The sequence below is a fragment of the Chitinophaga nivalis genome (assembly GCF_025989125.1).
Taxonomy (GTDB): Bacteria; Bacteroidota; Bacteroidia; order Chitinophagales; family Chitinophagaceae; genus Chitinophaga; species Chitinophaga nivalis.
Genome location: NZ_JAPDNR010000001.1, coordinates 808355 through 822964 on the forward strand (window position 1 = coordinate 808355; position 14610 = coordinate 822964).

Below are 14610 nucleotides of genomic sequence, written 5' to 3' on the forward strand. Positions count from 1 at the left end.
CTATTATGCTGAAATCAATGACCGGCTTCGGAAGGGCAGAAAGTACTAGAGGCGAAACCAGTATTGTTGTGGAAATCAAGTCGCTTAATGGTAAGCAATTTGAGGTGAACCTGAAATTCTCTCCGCTTTTAAAACCCTATGAGTTCGACATCCGCGCCCTGATGCAACAAGTGTTACAACGGGGAACCCTGGATGCCACGATCAATATCCGTCAGAATGGTGCTACCCGTCCGGTTGTGATCAATACAGACCTGGCTAAGTTCTACTATCAGTCTATCACTACGCTGGCTGCTCAATTGGAGTTGCCACAGACGGATATGCTGAATGTGCTGATGAAACTGCCGGAAGTGGTAAGTCCTGCTACAGAACAAATCACGGAGGAAGAATGGAAAGACGTGGAAGTGACGATCCGCCAGGCGCTCAATGATCTGGATGACCACCGTTTGAACGAAGGACAGATGCTGGAAGCAGATCTGCAGCAACGGATTGCCAATATAGAAACCTATATGCTGAAGGTCCGGGAACTGGACCCCTTGCGTAAAGACCGTATCCGTCAACGTATCGAAGGATTGCTGGCAGAACATGTAGGGAAAGAAAATGTAGATGCCAACAGACTGGAACAGGAGTTGATCTTCTATCTGGAAAAACTCGATATTTCTGAAGAACTGTCCCGACTGGAAAATCACCTGCGCTATTTCCTGGAAATCCTGAGAGAAGGTGAAGCGGCGAAAGGTAAAAAGCTGGGTTTTGTGTTACAGGAAATAGGACGTGAAATCAATACCACCGGCTCTAAGGCCAATGATGCCGGGATTCAGCAATGGGTGGTACTGATGAAGGATGAACTGGAAAAAGCCAAAGAACAAGTTTTAAACGTTTTATAGCAAGGCGTACACCGTATGAACAGATTATTCCTGGTAACAACAGGCTTATTTTTGCTGGCTGCTGCCTGCAAACCACCTAAACTGGACGCTTACGAAAAGAACCTGGAAATACCGGGCCACGACTGGACGTATGACTACAAGCCTTTTTTCGAGATAACACTTCAACCGGAAGATACCGCCAACCTCTATGATATTGCTGTGAATGTAAGGCATACAGATGCCTACCCTTACAGCAATATCTGGGTGATGATTGGTACACAGTATCCTGGCGACAGCGTTATAAAGGAACAAAGGGTGGAACTGCAGCTGGCCGAACTTTCCGGCAAATGGCTGGGAACCGGCCTGGATGATATTTATGAACGCCGTATTCCGATTCAGCAAAAAGCCATTTTTAATAAACCCGGTACCTACCGGTTTACCTTTGAACAAAACATGCGGCAAAATCCGCTCCCCCATGTGATGAATGTTGGCTTGCGGATTGAGAAAGCCGGTAAACGGCCATGATGAGAAATCTTTTTAATAAAATGCAGGAAGGGAAATCAGTTTCCTTCGTCTATTTTCTGGTTTTAGCCTATACAATAGTAGCCCTGGTATGGTGGGGCATACTCCTGTTCAGACAAAGTGAACAGATCAGACGTTTTGAACAGCAAAACCTCTCGTTGCGGGTAGATAGCCTGGCCATGCCGGTAGAACACCAGCTGGAGCTGCAACGGATCAACAAGGAAGAACAGATGCGGTCCTTTAAATATGTGGGAGAAGGCATCATTTTTCTGGGAATTATCCTGCTCGGCGCACTCTTTGTATACAGGGCAGTATGGAAGTATATGAAATTAAGCCGTCAGCAACAGAACTTTATGATGGCGGTTACGCACGAACTAAAGTCACCTATTGCAGCTGCAAAACTGAATCTGGAAACCATCCGGAAACATAAACTGGATGAAGAAAAACAGCTGAAGCTCATTAACAACACCATTCGTGAAACCAACCGGCTGGATCAGCTGTGTAACAATATCCTGCTGGCAGCCCAACTGGAAACACACAAATACCAGTTGTTCAAAGAACGGTTAAATTTTTCGGAGCTGGTGGAAACAGGCATCCGCGAATTAGGTGCCCGTATCAGTACACACACGGTCACCTTCAGTATTTTGCCAGGCGTATGGGTGGAAGGAGATAAACTTACCCTGCAGATTATACTGAACAACCTGGTGGAAAATGCAGCTAAGTATGCGCCCCGTAATACAACCATCAATATCAGACTTTTTGAAAGTGACAAACAGCTGAAGTTGCAGGTGAATGATGAAGGTCCCGGTATTCCCGGAGACGAGAAGCAAAAAATCTTCCTGAAATTCTACCGGGTGGGTAACGAAAATACCCGCAAAGCCAAAGGCTCCGGACTGGGCTTATTCCTGACGGCTAAGATTGTAGAGCAACACGGAGGCACTATAACGGTAAAAGATAACGCCCCCACCGGCACCTGCTTTGAAATAACCTTACCTGAATATTCCGTGCAAACAGCGTAAATTAGATGACGGATTATGTAATACCTGATCCGGTATTTGTAGTACAATCAAACAATAACACATGAAGGAAGCGACTAAGGCATCAATACTGCTGGTGGAAGATGAAGAAAATCTCCAGGAAGCACTGAAGCTGAACCTGGAGCTGGAAGGATATGAAGTAACTGCTGTAGACAATGGTACTACTGCGCTGAAAGCAGTCAAGAACGAATATTTTGATCTTATTATACTGGATATCATGTTGCCCGAAATGGATGGTATAGCTGTGTGCGAAAACATCCGTATTCAAAATAATGAAGTACCCATCCTCTTCCTGAGTGCCAAAAACAGTAGCGCTGATCGTGTACTGGGCCTCAAAAAAGGCGGGGATGACTACATGACCAAGCCTTTCAATCTGGAAGAATTATTACTCCGGGTAGAAAAGCTGATCGTTAAAAACAAGAAAATACAGGATAAAGACAGTGTACCTAATGTCTATCGTTTTGGGGATAACATGATCGACTTCGCCGCTCAGGAATGTGTGGGCAAAGACGGGAAACACTATGAGCTGAGTAAGAAAGAAGCGATGTTGCTGAAACTGCTCATCGAAAATAAAGGAGAAGTGGTCACCCGCGAAAAGATATTGCAGGTGGTATGGGGATATAACGTGTATCCGACTACCCGTACTATCGACAACTTTATCCTCAACTTCCGCAAGTACTTTGAAGAAGACAGCCGGAACTCCAAGTATTTCCACTCCGTAAGAGGCGTTGGCTATAAATTTACCGAAGCCTGAGTATTACGGCCAATAATGGCGCTGTTGCCTTTACACAGGGTAACAGCGCTTTGTTTTGAAGCCGCCTGACCACCAGCCGCCGCCACTTTTCCGCGTTTTCTTCCCGGTTTCCGCCCAAAATCTGCCTCATATTAATTCCCTCTTCCAATTGGTAATGATTTAGCCGATATTTAATGTACTTATCAGAAAGAGAAAACCCTTTTGTAAACCTTATGTGTGGCACATTATTATCATGAAATAGTTTCTGCTGCGGATTGGCCCTACTGGCTGTTTTTTTTGTTAAGCATCCTTACCCTCGTTGTCGTTTTTATCCTTCGGGAAAGAAGGATCAGGAAAGCTTCAATGAAAGAAATGACCTTGCATCATACGCTGATTAACCTGGAGCTTCATGCTTTCCAGGCGCAGATGGACCCGCATTTTATATTCAACAGCCTTAATGCTATTCATCATTATATCCTTACCACCAGTACGGATATGGCTTCGCTGTATCTGACCCGTTTTTCAAGGCTGATGCGGCTGATGATCAGCAACTTCAACAAAGAATGGATTTCCCTCTACGACGAACTGGAAGCCCTGGAACTCTACCTGCAACTGGAACAGTTACGTTTCGACCAGCAGTTCAGCTACCAGCTGCAGGTAATGCCGGAGGTGAATCAGCAGTTTACCCGTGTTCCTCCCCTGATCATTCAGCCTTATGTACAGTATGCCATCTGGCATAGTGTACTGCGGCGGCCGCAGCATAACGGCGGATGTGTACGGATCACCATCAGTCATGAAGGCGAGCGGCTGCATATTCAGCTGGAAGACAACGGCATCCTGTGTACGGAAATGCTCGGCGAAACCGGCGAGCAACAGGCAACCGGCATTGGTATTGCGGCAGAACGGCTGTATATGATGAGTGAAAAATACGGGATGCAGGCCAGTATACAGGCGCAGCAACTGTTCGACGAGCGGCAGCAGCCGGCAGGTAACCGGCTTTCCATCCGGATGTTGCATGTAACTACACACCCATCACTGGCAGGAGAAGGGATCATTGGAGAGGTGTGATGAATCATTAAACTTATTATATACAGATAGCATTGGCAGCAGGCAAATCGTTTGCACTTTACCATTAATCATATCACATGCGTGCCCTTATCGTTGATGATGAAAAACACAGCCGGGATGTACTCCATATCATGCTGCAGAAGTATTGCCCGGAAATTCAGGTACAGGCGGCCTGTAGTAACGGCGCTGCAGCCCTGGATGCTATTATACAATACCAGCCGGAATTGATTTTCCTGGATATTGAAATGCCCGATATAGATGGCTTCCAGGTATTGCAGGCCTGCCCCCACCCCGCTTTCGCAGTTATTTTCACCACAGCCTATGATCACTATGCCTTACAGGCGTTGCATCACAGTGCGCTGGATTATCTGCTCAAACCTATCGACCTGCAGGAGCTGCAAACAGCCGTGAGCAAAGCCGGTAAACAATCAGGCGCCATATATGCGGAAAAAGTGGCGCGGCTGCTGGCCTTTCTGGAGGAACAGCTGCATCAGGATGAACGCCTGGCATTACCTACTGCCGATGGATTGCGGATGATGACTGTAAAAGATATCCTGTATTGTGAGGCCGGTGGCGCCCGTACCTCCGTTTACCTGCAGCTGCAGACAAAACCGATTGTGGTGCAGCATACCCTTCCTGAGATGGAAACGATCCTGCAGCGAAAAGGCTTTTTCCGGGTACATCCCTCTTTCCTGGTGAATTTGTCTTCGATGGATAAATATATCAAAGGAGACGGTGGAGAGATTATTATGCGTGATGGTCACAGTGTGCCGGTATCCCGGGAACGGAAACACGATTTTTTGTTACGGATAGAAAGAATGTAATGGCTACAGCCGTTTGATGTTGGTGCAGGCGATCCAGCCGCTTTTTCCATCTGCCAGGGTTATCTTGCAAAAGTCATTGGTAGCGTCGGTGATCTGTACTTTCATGCCCTCTCCTACTTCAAAGGTATCTTTGCTGTTATCATCCGGTGCTGCTTTTGCCCGGATATTGCTGCTCATCACAATACCTGCAGAATGATCATTGGCAATCAGATACGCGTCGACCGCCATGATTACATACAGTAAAAACAACGCTCCCAGCGCATAATTACCCCAGCGGAGAAACTTGTTTTTCCAGCCCGGCAGATAGGTGTTTAACAGAAAACCAGCTACGAGGAGCCAGAAAAAGATAAGGCAACCTATGGCCCAGCCGTTGGCGCGATGCAGGTGTTGTAGCTGTTGCCACCACTGCTGAAAGAAGACTAACGGTAACTCCTGTACGTAGCCGCTTACTTTCTGGTTGGCAATAGCAAGATTATGTTTAACAGCCGCATTATCCGGAGATAGCTGCAGTGCTTTTTCGTAATTGTAGATAGCTGTACCTGTTTTACCGGCTTTGTAGCTGGCATTGCCGGCGTTGAAATACAGAGAAGGCTCATTATATCCTTCGGTGATCAGCTCCTGGTATATACCGGCTGCCGCTGTATACTTACTTTGGTTATACAGGTTATTGGCGGCTTCGAAGCGTTGCTGCGGTTCCGGAACGCTTGCCCGGCTACCGAAGCCTGTTACCAGCAATACCCATAGTCCGGTGGCAAAAAAGATTATTGTTGATTTTCTATAGTTCCGCATTTTGCCCTTTCATTAAATGATTAATTCTTCAACGCATCTTCCAGGTTACTGATAACATTGACAGCCTGTTCATAGGTGCCCTGCATTTTATGGTTATTATGTGCAGGAGCATAGAGGGCCATCTCACAATTGTCGATCAGCTCAAAGAGGTTATTGGTATTGCTGCCATTGATCTGGCGGGCACTCAGCTTATCCTGTACCAGTTGTTTGCTGAGGTCGGCCATGGGGATTTTCAGTTTGTTGCTCAGATAGCCCCACACCGCCCTGGATGTTTCTTCATAAAAAGATTTATCCTTTCCATCTTTGAGGTAGCGCGCAGCCAGTTCCAATCTTTTCAGTGCTACTTTATTGGCGTATCTGTGTTTGAGTAAGGCGGCATTGGTTGTTTTATAATCAGCCCGGCGTTTGTATACCACAATGCCCGCTACCACCAGCAGTGGCAGCAAGAGGAGGATATAGAACCAGGGGCTGCGTATAAGCCAGCTTTGCTGTTTGGTCCAGGTTAGAATACCGGTATCATTTTTTACCAGCTCATTTTTGCCAACACTGAAATCCTGTTTATCCTGTTTGATCCGTTTGCCCTGGCTGATGTGAATCACAAAAGGGGTGGAACGTAACGTTTTAAAGCCGTTGGAGGCCGGGTCGAAGAAAGAGAATTCTACGGCCGGTATGGTATGGTCGCCGGCTTCCTGTGGCATGAGTACATATTCAAAGGTACGGCTGCCGGAAAGCGGGTTACTGTTTTTCTCGATGTCGTCGGTAACCTTGGGATCATACTTTTCGAATCCGCTGGGTATGTCGATTTTAGGAGAGTTGAGCAGGTTTACATTGCCTTCTCCGCTGACTACCACTTTTAATGTGAGGGCTTCATCTGTGGAAAGACTGGTTTTATCCACAGTAGCCGTCATGTTAAACTTACCTACTGCGCCGTTGAAGCTGAGTGGTCTGCCATCTACGGGCAGTGGTTTTACCGTAATTTTTATCGGATTGCTTTGAATCTTATAGGGAACATCCTGGTATTCTACTTCCGGGCGGTTAAAGAAATCATCGAAGAACGGATCTTTAAAAGCCGGGTCGTTGAAGAAGTCTTCGAACGGGTCGTGCGAGCGGTTCTTTTTGTTGTTGTTGCTGACAACTTTCACCAGGCGTACCTGATTATCCACTTCCACCGGGTCCAGTTCCAAAGCGCCGGACTGCAGCGGGAACAGCAAGGTTTTACGGATGGTAAATACCTTGTAGGGAACACCGTTGACACGTTCTTCTGTGGCCTGCGGCGGATTGGGCAATTCAATATCCTTAGCGGAAAAACCTTTAAAGGCGGGCACCTTGGTGACGCTGGAGTTGGTCGGGAGCCGGGTATACAGTTTATACGTAGCCGTAATCTGATCGCCTTCGTATAGGTTGGTTTTATCCACATCTACTTTCAGGAAGATGTTTTTGCGTAATTTTTCTGTGACGTCTTCGCCTTTTTTCAGGACACCTTCCGGTAAATCATCGCCTCCCTGCTGGGCCCGATGTGGCGGATAGCCGGAAGCTGGTCCGGGAGATGGCTGCATCGCCTGGGTATTCCCTTTTTTTACTTCAATCAATACGGGATTGGATTTAACCATATTCCCGTTTACCCGTGCCTGTGCACCGGCGATGGTGAAGTTACCCACATGTTTGGGCTGGAGGGTGTAGGTAAGCGCGTAGTATTCGGAGCGCCTGCCATTGAAAATGGATTGGCCCTGCATCTGGGAAGGTCCCTGCAGGACATCAAAGTCTTTGAAACTGGGAGGAGTAAAGCTGCTCACGTTTGTCCCGTTTTCCAGCATAAACTGAATCTGAAACGGTTCATCCATCATCACGGTGTTACTGCTCACAGTGGTGGTAAAGCGGAACTCCTGTGCGTTGGCACCAGCTACCAGCCCTATACATAACAATAGAGAGTAAATACACTTCCTTATACAATATCTGTCCATCATAATTATGTCAACAAATTTAACCAAAGCCGCTGTGGATGCGGCGAAGCTCCCGTTAAAAGTTAGTTAAAACATTCTGATATTTTAATATTTAAGCAGTGTGTATCACAGGATAAACATGTTTCCTTTCGCTTAAGTATCAGGGATTTAAAACAATCATATATCTCCCAGCATGGGGCGTAGCACAATTTCTTCTATGACAGTTTGTCTGGCAAGTGACCATGCAGACCAGATAACATTGGCAATATCTTCAGGAGGCATCATTCTGTCGGGCGCCGCTTCAAATCCATCCCAGGAAGCAGTGAGTGTAGGGCCGGGACTTACAGCCGTCACCCGGATATTATAGGGCTGCATCTCTTCCCGCAGGTTTTTGCTGAATCCCAGCAGTGCATATTTGGTAATACTATAAGACCCTCCGTTGGGATAGGCTTTATAGCTGGCGGTAGAACACATATTAAAAATATGTCCGTTTTTTTGTGGCAGCATTACCGGTAACAAGGCACGGGTGAGGTGATAGGCACTGTATACATTCACGGCCATCAACTTTTCAAGCAATCCGGCTTCTTCCTGATGAATGGCTCCGGGAATGAAGATCCCTGCATTATTTACCAGGATATCTACGGTGGAAAAAGTGTTTTTTATTTTGGCCGCAAATGCAAGTACCTGTGCTTCTTCGCCCATGTCTACAATTTCAGCCAGTACGGTTACGTTGGGGTTTTTTGCCTGAATATCCGCCCGGGCAGCTGCCAGTGTATCCGCATTTCTTGCACAGATAGCTACATTAAATCCTTCCTGCGCCAGCCTTTCTGCAATCGCTTTTCCAATCCCTTTACTGGCGCCCGTAATAACTGCATTCATAGTTTTCATTGAATTAAAGCAGTAAAATAGTGAATTTAGTTTGAATGGCCACCCGCCCGAAATCCATCTGTGCAGTATTTTGTACCTTTGCGCAGTCATGAAATACAAACATCTTTTCTTTGACCTGGACCATACGCTCTGGGACTTTGAGACCAACGAACAGGAGACATTACAGGAGCTGTATCACCATCACGCTTTAGAGAGCAGAGGAGTGCCTACTTTTGAAGAATTCTCTACTTCCTATACAGGACATAATGAGCGCCTGTGGGATCGTTTCCGTAAAGGATTTATTACCCGTAATGACCTTCGCTATAAACGTTTCCGGCTTACCCTGCTGGATTTTAAAATTGGCGATGAAGCCTTGAATCTGGCCCTCAGCGATCAGTTCCTGGCCATTTTGCCCAATAAAAAAAGACTGTTTCCGGAAACCGTAGAAACGCTGAATTACCTGGCAGCGAAGCAATATCCGATGCACATGATCACCAACGGCTTTGAAGAAACGCAGTTGCTGAAAATGAAGAACAGCGGTATTGATCATTTCTTCACGCATGTTATTACTTCGGAGGTAGCCGGCAGTCTGAAACCTTACCGCGAAATCTTTGATTACGCGATGATGAAAGCAGGAACGACTGCAGCAGAAAGTATTATGATCGGAGATGCCATGGAGCTGGATATTAAAGGCGCGCACGGTGTAGGGATGGATCAGGTATATTTTAATCCGGCGAAACCGGCGGCAGACTTCCTGCCTACCTTTTCTATCAGCCACCTGAAAGAACTGCGGGATATTCTGTAAACGAGCTATTCGTATACACACGATACAAAAAGATCAGGGGAGCAGCCCATGTTGGATATAATCCGTCATGGGCTGCTCCCCTGCTATTATAGGGTAATGATACCGTGTTTAATGTTTCGCCCTTAGCGCAGCTGTTCCGGATGGTTGCCGGCAGCAGCTCTTTTTGTTTTTTGCGCCAGGCTGACAAGCCGTTGTATTACCTGTTTTTTTTACTGTGCATGCCGCTGTTACTTTCTTTACGGAGTCTTTGGGCGCCGCCTGTTTATCTTGTGCAAAAGAGCTATTCAAAACCAGGAAGCAGGCTGCTGTAACAAAGAGAACTTTTTTCATACACAGTTTTTGAGTATTTAAAAATACTAGATTTTCGCAATAACGCTTACGCCACCTTTCACTACTTCCTGCAGCTGTACGGCTACTTCGGTACCAATAGGCAGGTAGAGATCCACACGGGAGCCAAATTTAATAAAGCCCATTTCGTCGTTCTGTGTTACCTGCATACCGGGTTTCAGGTAGTTTACTATTCTGCGGGCCAGTGCGCCGGCAATCTGTCTTACCAGGATGTCTGTTTTACCATTACCGATTACTATGGAATGTCTTTCATTTTCGGTAGAGGATTTAGGATGCCAGGCCACCAGGTATTTACCGGCGTGGTATTGCGACAGTTTCACGGTACCGCTGATCGGGTTTCTGTTAACGTGTACATTGGCCGGGCTCATAAAGATGGACACCTGCAGGCGTTTATCCTTAAAATATTCCGGTTCATATACCTCTTCTATCACCACCACTTTACCATCGCAGGGAGAGATGACCAGTGCGTCACCTGTTGTATTTGTTCTGGCAGGTACGCGGAAGAAAGAAACGATGAACAGGAAAAAGACCAGGGAGATGACAGCTATCGTCCAGCAAAGCGCAGGCGCGTTGCCGAACCAATAGAATACGGCTCCGTTAATGAACGCCAGTACCAGAAATACAAGGGAAATGGTAGCAAATCCTTCACGATGGATCTTCATTGTTTTTTATTAGTTTATTGGTTTATATGTTATGTCGTACGACAAAGGTACTTTAATTCGATTTTCCTGCATCAGGTATGCAGGTGTCAGGCCATCATAAAAAAGTGGACATAGATCCAGGCAAAGGGGGCAGCCAGGAGCAGCGAGTCGAAACGGTCCAGGAATCCACCATGTCCGGGCATGATAGCACCGGAATCCTTTACGCCAGCCATCCTTTTCAGTTTGGATTCCAGCAGGTCGCCGATGGTGCCAAATATGGCGGCCAGCCCGGCCAATACCAGCCAGTGCTGCAGGGCCAGGTATTCCTGTCCCCAGTAATAGCCGTATACACCAGCTGCGACTACCGCCAGGATCATTCCGCCTACGGAGCCTTCCATGGTTTTTTTAGGAGAAATAGCCGGGAAGAAAGGCGTACGGCCTATCAGGGAGCCTACGATATAGGCCATGGTATCGTTGATCCAGATGAAAATGATCAGTAGCAAGGGAATCAGCCATCCGGGTGCCGTGCCTACATTACCTGGCGTATACTGCAGGTCAATGGCGTTCATCCGGATGTGTATCAGCAGGCTGAAGGGAATAATGACATACAATAACCCCATGGCGGAGTAGCCGAGGTTTTTCAGGGAAAAATCCTTTCCCAATAAAATTTCCCCGAGTGGCAGTACCAGCAGGAAGATGACGGCTATCCACCAGCCGATAAGGCCTGCTGCCATATGGCCGATAGAAAAAGTATCGCCGGTAAAAGTGAGCATGATGGCTGCTCCGGCAACCAATACACCCCATTTATGCCAGCCGGATACTGCTGCATAATCGGTATCTATGAGCCGTAATAATTTGAAATATTCCTGTAGGGCAAAGCAGCCTATCAGGAAGAACAGCAGGAAAAAGGTAAAGGGACTCCATAAGATACCTCCCAGCATCACTGCCACAAACACCAGTGCAGAGGCAGTGCGGGTAAAGAATGTCTTCATTATGCGTAAATCTGTTGATTAAATTCTATGCGCAAAAGTGTACAAAATTACCCGATGGAGCAAATCCCCTATTCTGTATCTGTACCGGAAGGATCGCCGGTAGGCAGATTGTTATGGTTTTTAACCAGGCTTTCGGCCGTGTCCTGCTGCGTTTTGTGTACATACAGCTCGATCTGTCCGGGAAGTGTAATATTATAGGAAGAGGATTGCCGGTTCAGTAAAACAGCCTCTATACCATTGTCCAGCAGCATGCCTTTCACGATTTCTGCTTCAAAAGGGCGATCGCTCGAAAATATTTTTATCCAGTCTTTTTCCATAGTGATTGTTTTAGTGGCTGAATTAAATTACAATTTTTAATCCATTTCTGCCTCGTCTGTCTCTTCCGCTGCTGCGCCTACAGGGGCCAGCATATTTACATCGGGTGATTTTTTCTGCAATGCCCATAGCAAGCCTGCGGTCACCAACAGGCTCACGGCTGCGAGCCATATGGATACGGGAGTGTCTTTTGCCGGATCGGAGGTAGTGGCGCCATGTTGGAACAGGTACATCCATACTACCTGAGAACCATTATTGAGTACATGTACGAGGATCGCCAGCCACAGATTGCCGCTGATTACATACACTGCTCCCAGTATGATACCCAGTACCACCCGGGGCATAAAGCCCAGCATCTCGCCATGAATGGCGCTGAACACCAGCGCGGTGATCACTACAGAGAGCCATACTTTACGGGTACTGTTCAAAATCAGGCGTTGTAATACGCCCCTGAAAAAGAGTTCTTCCCCAATAGCCGGTACAACAGATACCAGTAACAGGTTGATAAACAGATCACTCAGGCGAGGCATGCGCAACATCACCTGGATCAGTTTTTCTGCCTGCGCCTGCATTTCACGGGCTTCTTTGGGCACCTTCCAGGTTTGATTCCACTCGGCAGTGAGGCCTACAAAGGGCAATACACAGATGAGTGCCATCAGTCCGAGTACCAGTGGCCAGGCTTTCGGGAAGGTATGCAGTCCCAGATAGCGCATGGGTTCGGGCTGCCACAGGTAGGCAAAAACGGCAGCCGGCACAAAATAAACGACGATGGTATATAGCAGTTGTGTTATTTTCAGATAGCCGATCAGGTTAGGGTCGGTAAGGTCGCCATTTTGAATCTCCACAATGGTATGACCGGTAAGGGCTGGAAGGATGGAGCCCAGGGCAAAAATGTACAGGAAAAAGAATCCAAAGAAAAAACCGAGAAATGTAACAAACTGTAGAAAATTGGGAGACTGTTTCAGATAACCGGTCATAACGAAATACTGTATTAAATTTGCGTAAATTTACAGCGCGAATCTTAGTATTGCAGTAGCGGGACAGCATTTTCGCAATGCTTATCACATCGTTTGAACTACTGAAACAGGCGACCATTCACTGCAAATACCCTGCTTTGTAAACGAATAATATATAAATTAATAAAATCATAACTACAGCGAAAACAGCTGTGGTTGTATAATTTATGGTGAAGATAGGAAATATTGATCTGGGACCATTCCCTTTATTACTGGCGCCCATGGAAGATGTAAGTGATCCTCCCTTTCGGGCGGTTTGCAAGGATAACGGGGCTGACCTGATGTACACGGAGTTCATTTCTTCGGAGGGGCTTATCCGTGATGCCATCAAAAGCCGTAAAAAACTGGACATTTTCCCATACGAACGTCCGGTCGGTATCCAGATCTTTGGTGGCGATGAAGAGCCATTGGCCATGGCTGCCCAGATTGTAGAGGCTACTAACCCCGATCTGCTGGACATCAACTTCGGTTGTCCGGTGAAGAAAGTAACCTGTAAAGGTGCTGGCGCCGGTATCCTGAAAGATATCCCTAAGATGGTCAAACTGACTGCTGCCGTGGTAAAGGCCACCAAACTGCCGGTGACCGTTAAAACCCGCCTCGGTTGGGATGACGACACTAAAAATATTGAAGAAGTAGCGGAAAGACTGCAGGATGTGGGGATCAAAGCGCTCACTATTCATGGCCGTACCCGCACCCAGATGTACAAAGGCAATGCAGACTGGACACTGATCGGAAAAGTAAAAAACAATCCACGCATACAAATTCCTATCTTTGGTAACGGTGACATATGTACGCCGGAGCAAGTAATTGCTGCCAGAGCGAAATATGGCGTGGATGGTGTAATGATAGGAAGGGCTGCTATTGGCTATCCCTGGATTTTCAGAGAGATCAAGCATTTTATGCAGACCGGCGAACATTTACCACCTCCGACTGTTTTGGAAAGAGTAGAGGTCTGCAAGAAGCACCTGCGTCAGTCTGTAATATGGAAAGGCGATATTGTTGGCATACTGGAAATGCGCCGGCATTATACAAATTACCTCAAAGGGTTACCGCATATAAAGGAATTCAGACAACAATTAGTAACTTACAAGACATTAGCAGAGATAGAGGAAGTATTAGACACTGTTGTATCTGAATACAAGGATCATATATTTGAAAGGGCTGTCCCCCAATTAGCTGCACAAGATTTTCCACCAGCTAATAATGAAATGGCAGGTTGTAACGTTTACGGATAAACGGATATACCCCGGGAAAATAAAAATTATAAAATTTACTTTCACATGACCACAATTAAAAATCTGAAAAATGAAGTCTGGAAAGACTTACAGATTAAAAACAAATCTGCCCTGCGTAAAAAATACGCTGTATCCAACATGGGGAGAGTGATCAGTTATCATGAAAGTACCGAAGATGGTAAGCTGCTTACGGGGTCTACCGTAGAAGGCTATACGGTTTTAAACGTAAAGCCGGCCGACAGCTATCAGTCACTCTACCTGCACCGCGAAGTAGCTAAACTTTTCAACAAAAAAACAGGTAGAACCTACAAATATGTAATCCACCTGGACTACAATAAAAAGAACAATAAGGCCACCAACCTCCGCTGGGCAACCAAGGAGGAAATGGAAGACCATCAGCAGAAAAGCCCTGCCAAGCTGGCCTATAAAGAAAAGCAACGCAACCGTATTAAAGGGTTGAAGCTGAATGTGAGTAAAGTGAAGAACATTAAACGCTTACTCAACAAACCTGGCAAAAAAACCATGAAACAGATTGCCGAACAATTCGATATCAGCGAAATGCAGCTGTATCGTATTAAAAGCGGTGAAAACTGGTCTCATGTAACACTGGATTAAAGC

Annotated in this window: 16 protein-coding genes; 9 read left to right on the forward strand and 7 right to left on the reverse strand. The window is 46.5% G+C overall.

The window, feature by feature from the left end:
• The first annotated feature begins 5 nt into the window (after positions 1-5).
• The 6 genes from OL444_RS03415 (at position 6) to OL444_RS03440 (ending at position 5044) form a co-directional block, all read left to right on the forward strand.
• Entirely contained in the window at positions 6-881 is an 876-nt protein-coding gene (locus tag OL444_RS03415) for a YicC/YloC family endoribonuclease (protein WP_264734635.1), read from the forward strand.
• Positions 882-896: 15 nt separating this feature from the next.
• Positions 897-1385, forward strand: coding sequence for a gliding motility lipoprotein GldH (locus tag OL444_RS03420; RefSeq protein WP_264734634.1), 489 nt, complete (start codon positions 897-899; stop codon positions 1383-1385).
• Positions 1382-2401: a sensor histidine kinase gene (locus tag OL444_RS03425; RefSeq protein WP_264734633.1), complete on the forward strand. Its 1020-nt coding sequence runs from the start codon at positions 1382-1384 to the stop codon at positions 2399-2401. The genes OL444_RS03420 and OL444_RS03425 overlap by 4 nt, the downstream gene beginning before the upstream one ends.
• Positions 2402-2462: 61 nt before the next feature.
• A complete protein-coding gene (locus tag OL444_RS03430) occupies positions 2463-3173 on the forward strand; it encodes a response regulator transcription factor (protein WP_264734632.1) in 711 nt (236 codons plus the stop codon).
• Between the two features lie 216 nt (positions 3174-3389).
• Positions 3390-4220: a sensor histidine kinase gene (locus OL444_RS03435; protein ID WP_264734631.1), complete on the forward strand. Its 831-nt coding sequence runs from the start codon at positions 3390-3392 to the stop codon at positions 4218-4220.
• Between the two features lie 77 nt (positions 4221-4297).
• Positions 4298-5044 (forward strand): LytR/AlgR family response regulator transcription factor, encoded by a 747-nt coding sequence (locus OL444_RS03440; RefSeq protein ID WP_264734630.1) that lies wholly within the window; start codon positions 4298-4300, stop codon positions 5042-5044.
• 3 nt (positions 5045-5047) lie between these two features.
• Here OL444_RS03440 and OL444_RS03445 read toward each other — a convergent pair whose 3' ends face one another.
• The 3 genes from OL444_RS03445 to OL444_RS03455 form a co-directional block, all read right to left on the reverse strand.
• Entirely contained in the window at positions 5048-5833 is a 786-nt protein-coding gene (locus OL444_RS03445) for a tetratricopeptide repeat protein (RefSeq protein ID WP_264734629.1), read from the reverse strand.
• A 20-nt stretch (positions 5834-5853) separates the two neighbouring features.
• Positions 5854-7797, reverse strand: coding sequence for a BatD family protein (locus OL444_RS03450; RefSeq protein ID WP_264734628.1), 1944 nt, complete (start codon positions 7795-7797; stop codon positions 5854-5856).
• A 153-nt stretch (positions 7798-7950) separates the two neighbouring features.
• Positions 7951-8652, reverse strand: a complete 702-nt coding sequence (locus OL444_RS03455) for an SDR family oxidoreductase (protein WP_264734627.1) — start codon at positions 8650-8652, stop codon at positions 7951-7953.
• Between the two features lie 97 nt (positions 8653-8749).
• On the opposite strand from OL444_RS03455, the gene OL444_RS03460 reads away from it, so the two are divergent.
• Positions 8750-9445, forward strand: a complete 696-nt coding sequence (locus tag OL444_RS03460; protein ID WP_264734626.1) for a YjjG family noncanonical pyrimidine nucleotidase — start codon at positions 8750-8752, stop codon at positions 9443-9445.
• Between the two features lie 356 nt (positions 9446-9801).
• Here the strand turns inward: OL444_RS03460 and OL444_RS03465 are convergent, their stop codons facing one another.
• From OL444_RS03465 to OL444_RS03480, 4 genes are all read right to left on the reverse strand, one after another.
• The gene (locus OL444_RS03465; protein WP_264734625.1) at positions 9802-10455 is read right to left on the reverse strand and encodes a phosphatidylserine decarboxylase family protein; all 654 of its coding nucleotides are present in this window, start codon (positions 10453-10455) and stop codon (positions 9802-9804) included.
• 86 nt (positions 10456-10541) lie between these two features.
• A complete protein-coding gene (locus tag OL444_RS03470; RefSeq protein ID WP_264734624.1) occupies positions 10542-11426 on the reverse strand; it encodes a phosphatidate cytidylyltransferase in 885 nt (294 codons plus the stop codon).
• Positions 11427-11494: 68 nt separating this feature from the next.
• Entirely contained in the window at positions 11495-11743 is a 249-nt protein-coding gene (locus tag OL444_RS03475) for a putative signal transducing protein (RefSeq protein ID WP_264734623.1), read from the reverse strand.
• A 36-nt stretch (positions 11744-11779) separates the two neighbouring features.
• On the reverse strand, positions 11780-12718 hold the full coding sequence (locus OL444_RS03480; RefSeq protein WP_264734622.1) for a CPBP family intramembrane glutamic endopeptidase: 939 nt from the start codon (positions 12716-12718) through the stop codon (positions 11780-11782).
• Positions 12719-12924: 206 nt separating this feature from the next.
• Between OL444_RS03480 and dusB the strand changes: the two genes are divergently transcribed.
• Together dusB and OL444_RS03490 are read left to right on the forward strand one after the other, a co-directional pair.
• Positions 12925-13992, forward strand: a complete 1068-nt coding sequence (dusB, locus tag OL444_RS03485; protein ID WP_264734621.1) for a tRNA dihydrouridine synthase DusB — start codon at positions 12925-12927, stop codon at positions 13990-13992.
• A gap of 45 nt (positions 13993-14037) precedes the next feature.
• The gene (locus OL444_RS03490) at positions 14038-14607 is read left to right on the forward strand and encodes an NUMOD4 domain-containing protein (protein ID WP_264734620.1); all 570 of its coding nucleotides are present in this window, start codon (positions 14038-14040) and stop codon (positions 14605-14607) included.
• Positions 14608-14610 lie beyond the last annotated feature (3 nt).

Excerpts from the sequence above, each read along its gene's own strand:
- OL444_RS03440 (WP_264734630.1), top strand. The coding sequence starts at position 4,298 with ATGCGTGCCCTTATCGTTGATGATGAAAAACACAGCCGGGATGTACTC.
- dusB (WP_264734621.1), top strand. The coding sequence starts at position 12,925 with ATGGTGAAGATAGGAAATATTGATCTGGGACCATTCCCTTTATTACTG.
- OL444_RS03490 (WP_264734620.1), top strand. The coding sequence starts at position 14,038 with ATGACCACAATTAAAAATCTGAAAAATGAAGTCTGGAAAGACTTACAG.
- OL444_RS03455 (WP_264734627.1), bottom strand. The coding sequence starts at position 8,652 with ATGAATGCAGTTATTACGGGCGCCAGTAAAGGGATTGGAAAAGCGATT.
- OL444_RS03430 (WP_264734632.1), top strand. The coding sequence starts at position 2,463 with ATGAAGGAAGCGACTAAGGCATCAATACTGCTGGTGGAAGATGAAGAA.
- OL444_RS03415 (WP_264734635.1), top strand. The coding sequence starts at position 6 with ATGCTGAAATCAATGACCGGCTTCGGAAGGGCAGAAAGTACTAGAGGC.
- OL444_RS03420 (WP_264734634.1), top strand. The coding sequence starts at position 897 with ATGAACAGATTATTCCTGGTAACAACAGGCTTATTTTTGCTGGCTGCT.
- OL444_RS03475 (WP_264734623.1), bottom strand. The coding sequence starts at position 11,743 with ATGGAAAAAGACTGGATAAAAATATTTTCGAGCGATCGCCCTTTTGAA.
- OL444_RS03460 (WP_264734626.1), top strand. The coding sequence starts at position 8,750 with ATGAAATACAAACATCTTTTCTTTGACCTGGACCATACGCTCTGGGAC.
- OL444_RS03450 (WP_264734628.1), bottom strand. The coding sequence starts at position 7,797 with ATGATGGACAGATATTGTATAAGGAAGTGTATTTACTCTCTATTGTTA.
- OL444_RS03470 (WP_264734624.1), bottom strand. The coding sequence starts at position 11,426 with ATGAAGACATTCTTTACCCGCACTGCCTCTGCACTGGTGTTTGTGGCA.
- OL444_RS03425 (WP_264734633.1), top strand. The coding sequence starts at position 1,382 with ATGATGAGAAATCTTTTTAATAAAATGCAGGAAGGGAAATCAGTTTCC.
- OL444_RS03465 (WP_264734625.1), bottom strand. The coding sequence starts at position 10,455 with ATGAAGATCCATCGTGAAGGATTTGCTACCATTTCCCTTGTATTTCTG.
- OL444_RS03480 (WP_264734622.1), bottom strand. The coding sequence starts at position 12,718 with ATGACCGGTTATCTGAAACAGTCTCCCAATTTTCTACAGTTTGTTACA.
- OL444_RS03445 (WP_264734629.1), bottom strand. The coding sequence starts at position 5,833 with ATGCGGAACTATAGAAAATCAACAATAATCTTTTTTGCCACCGGACTA.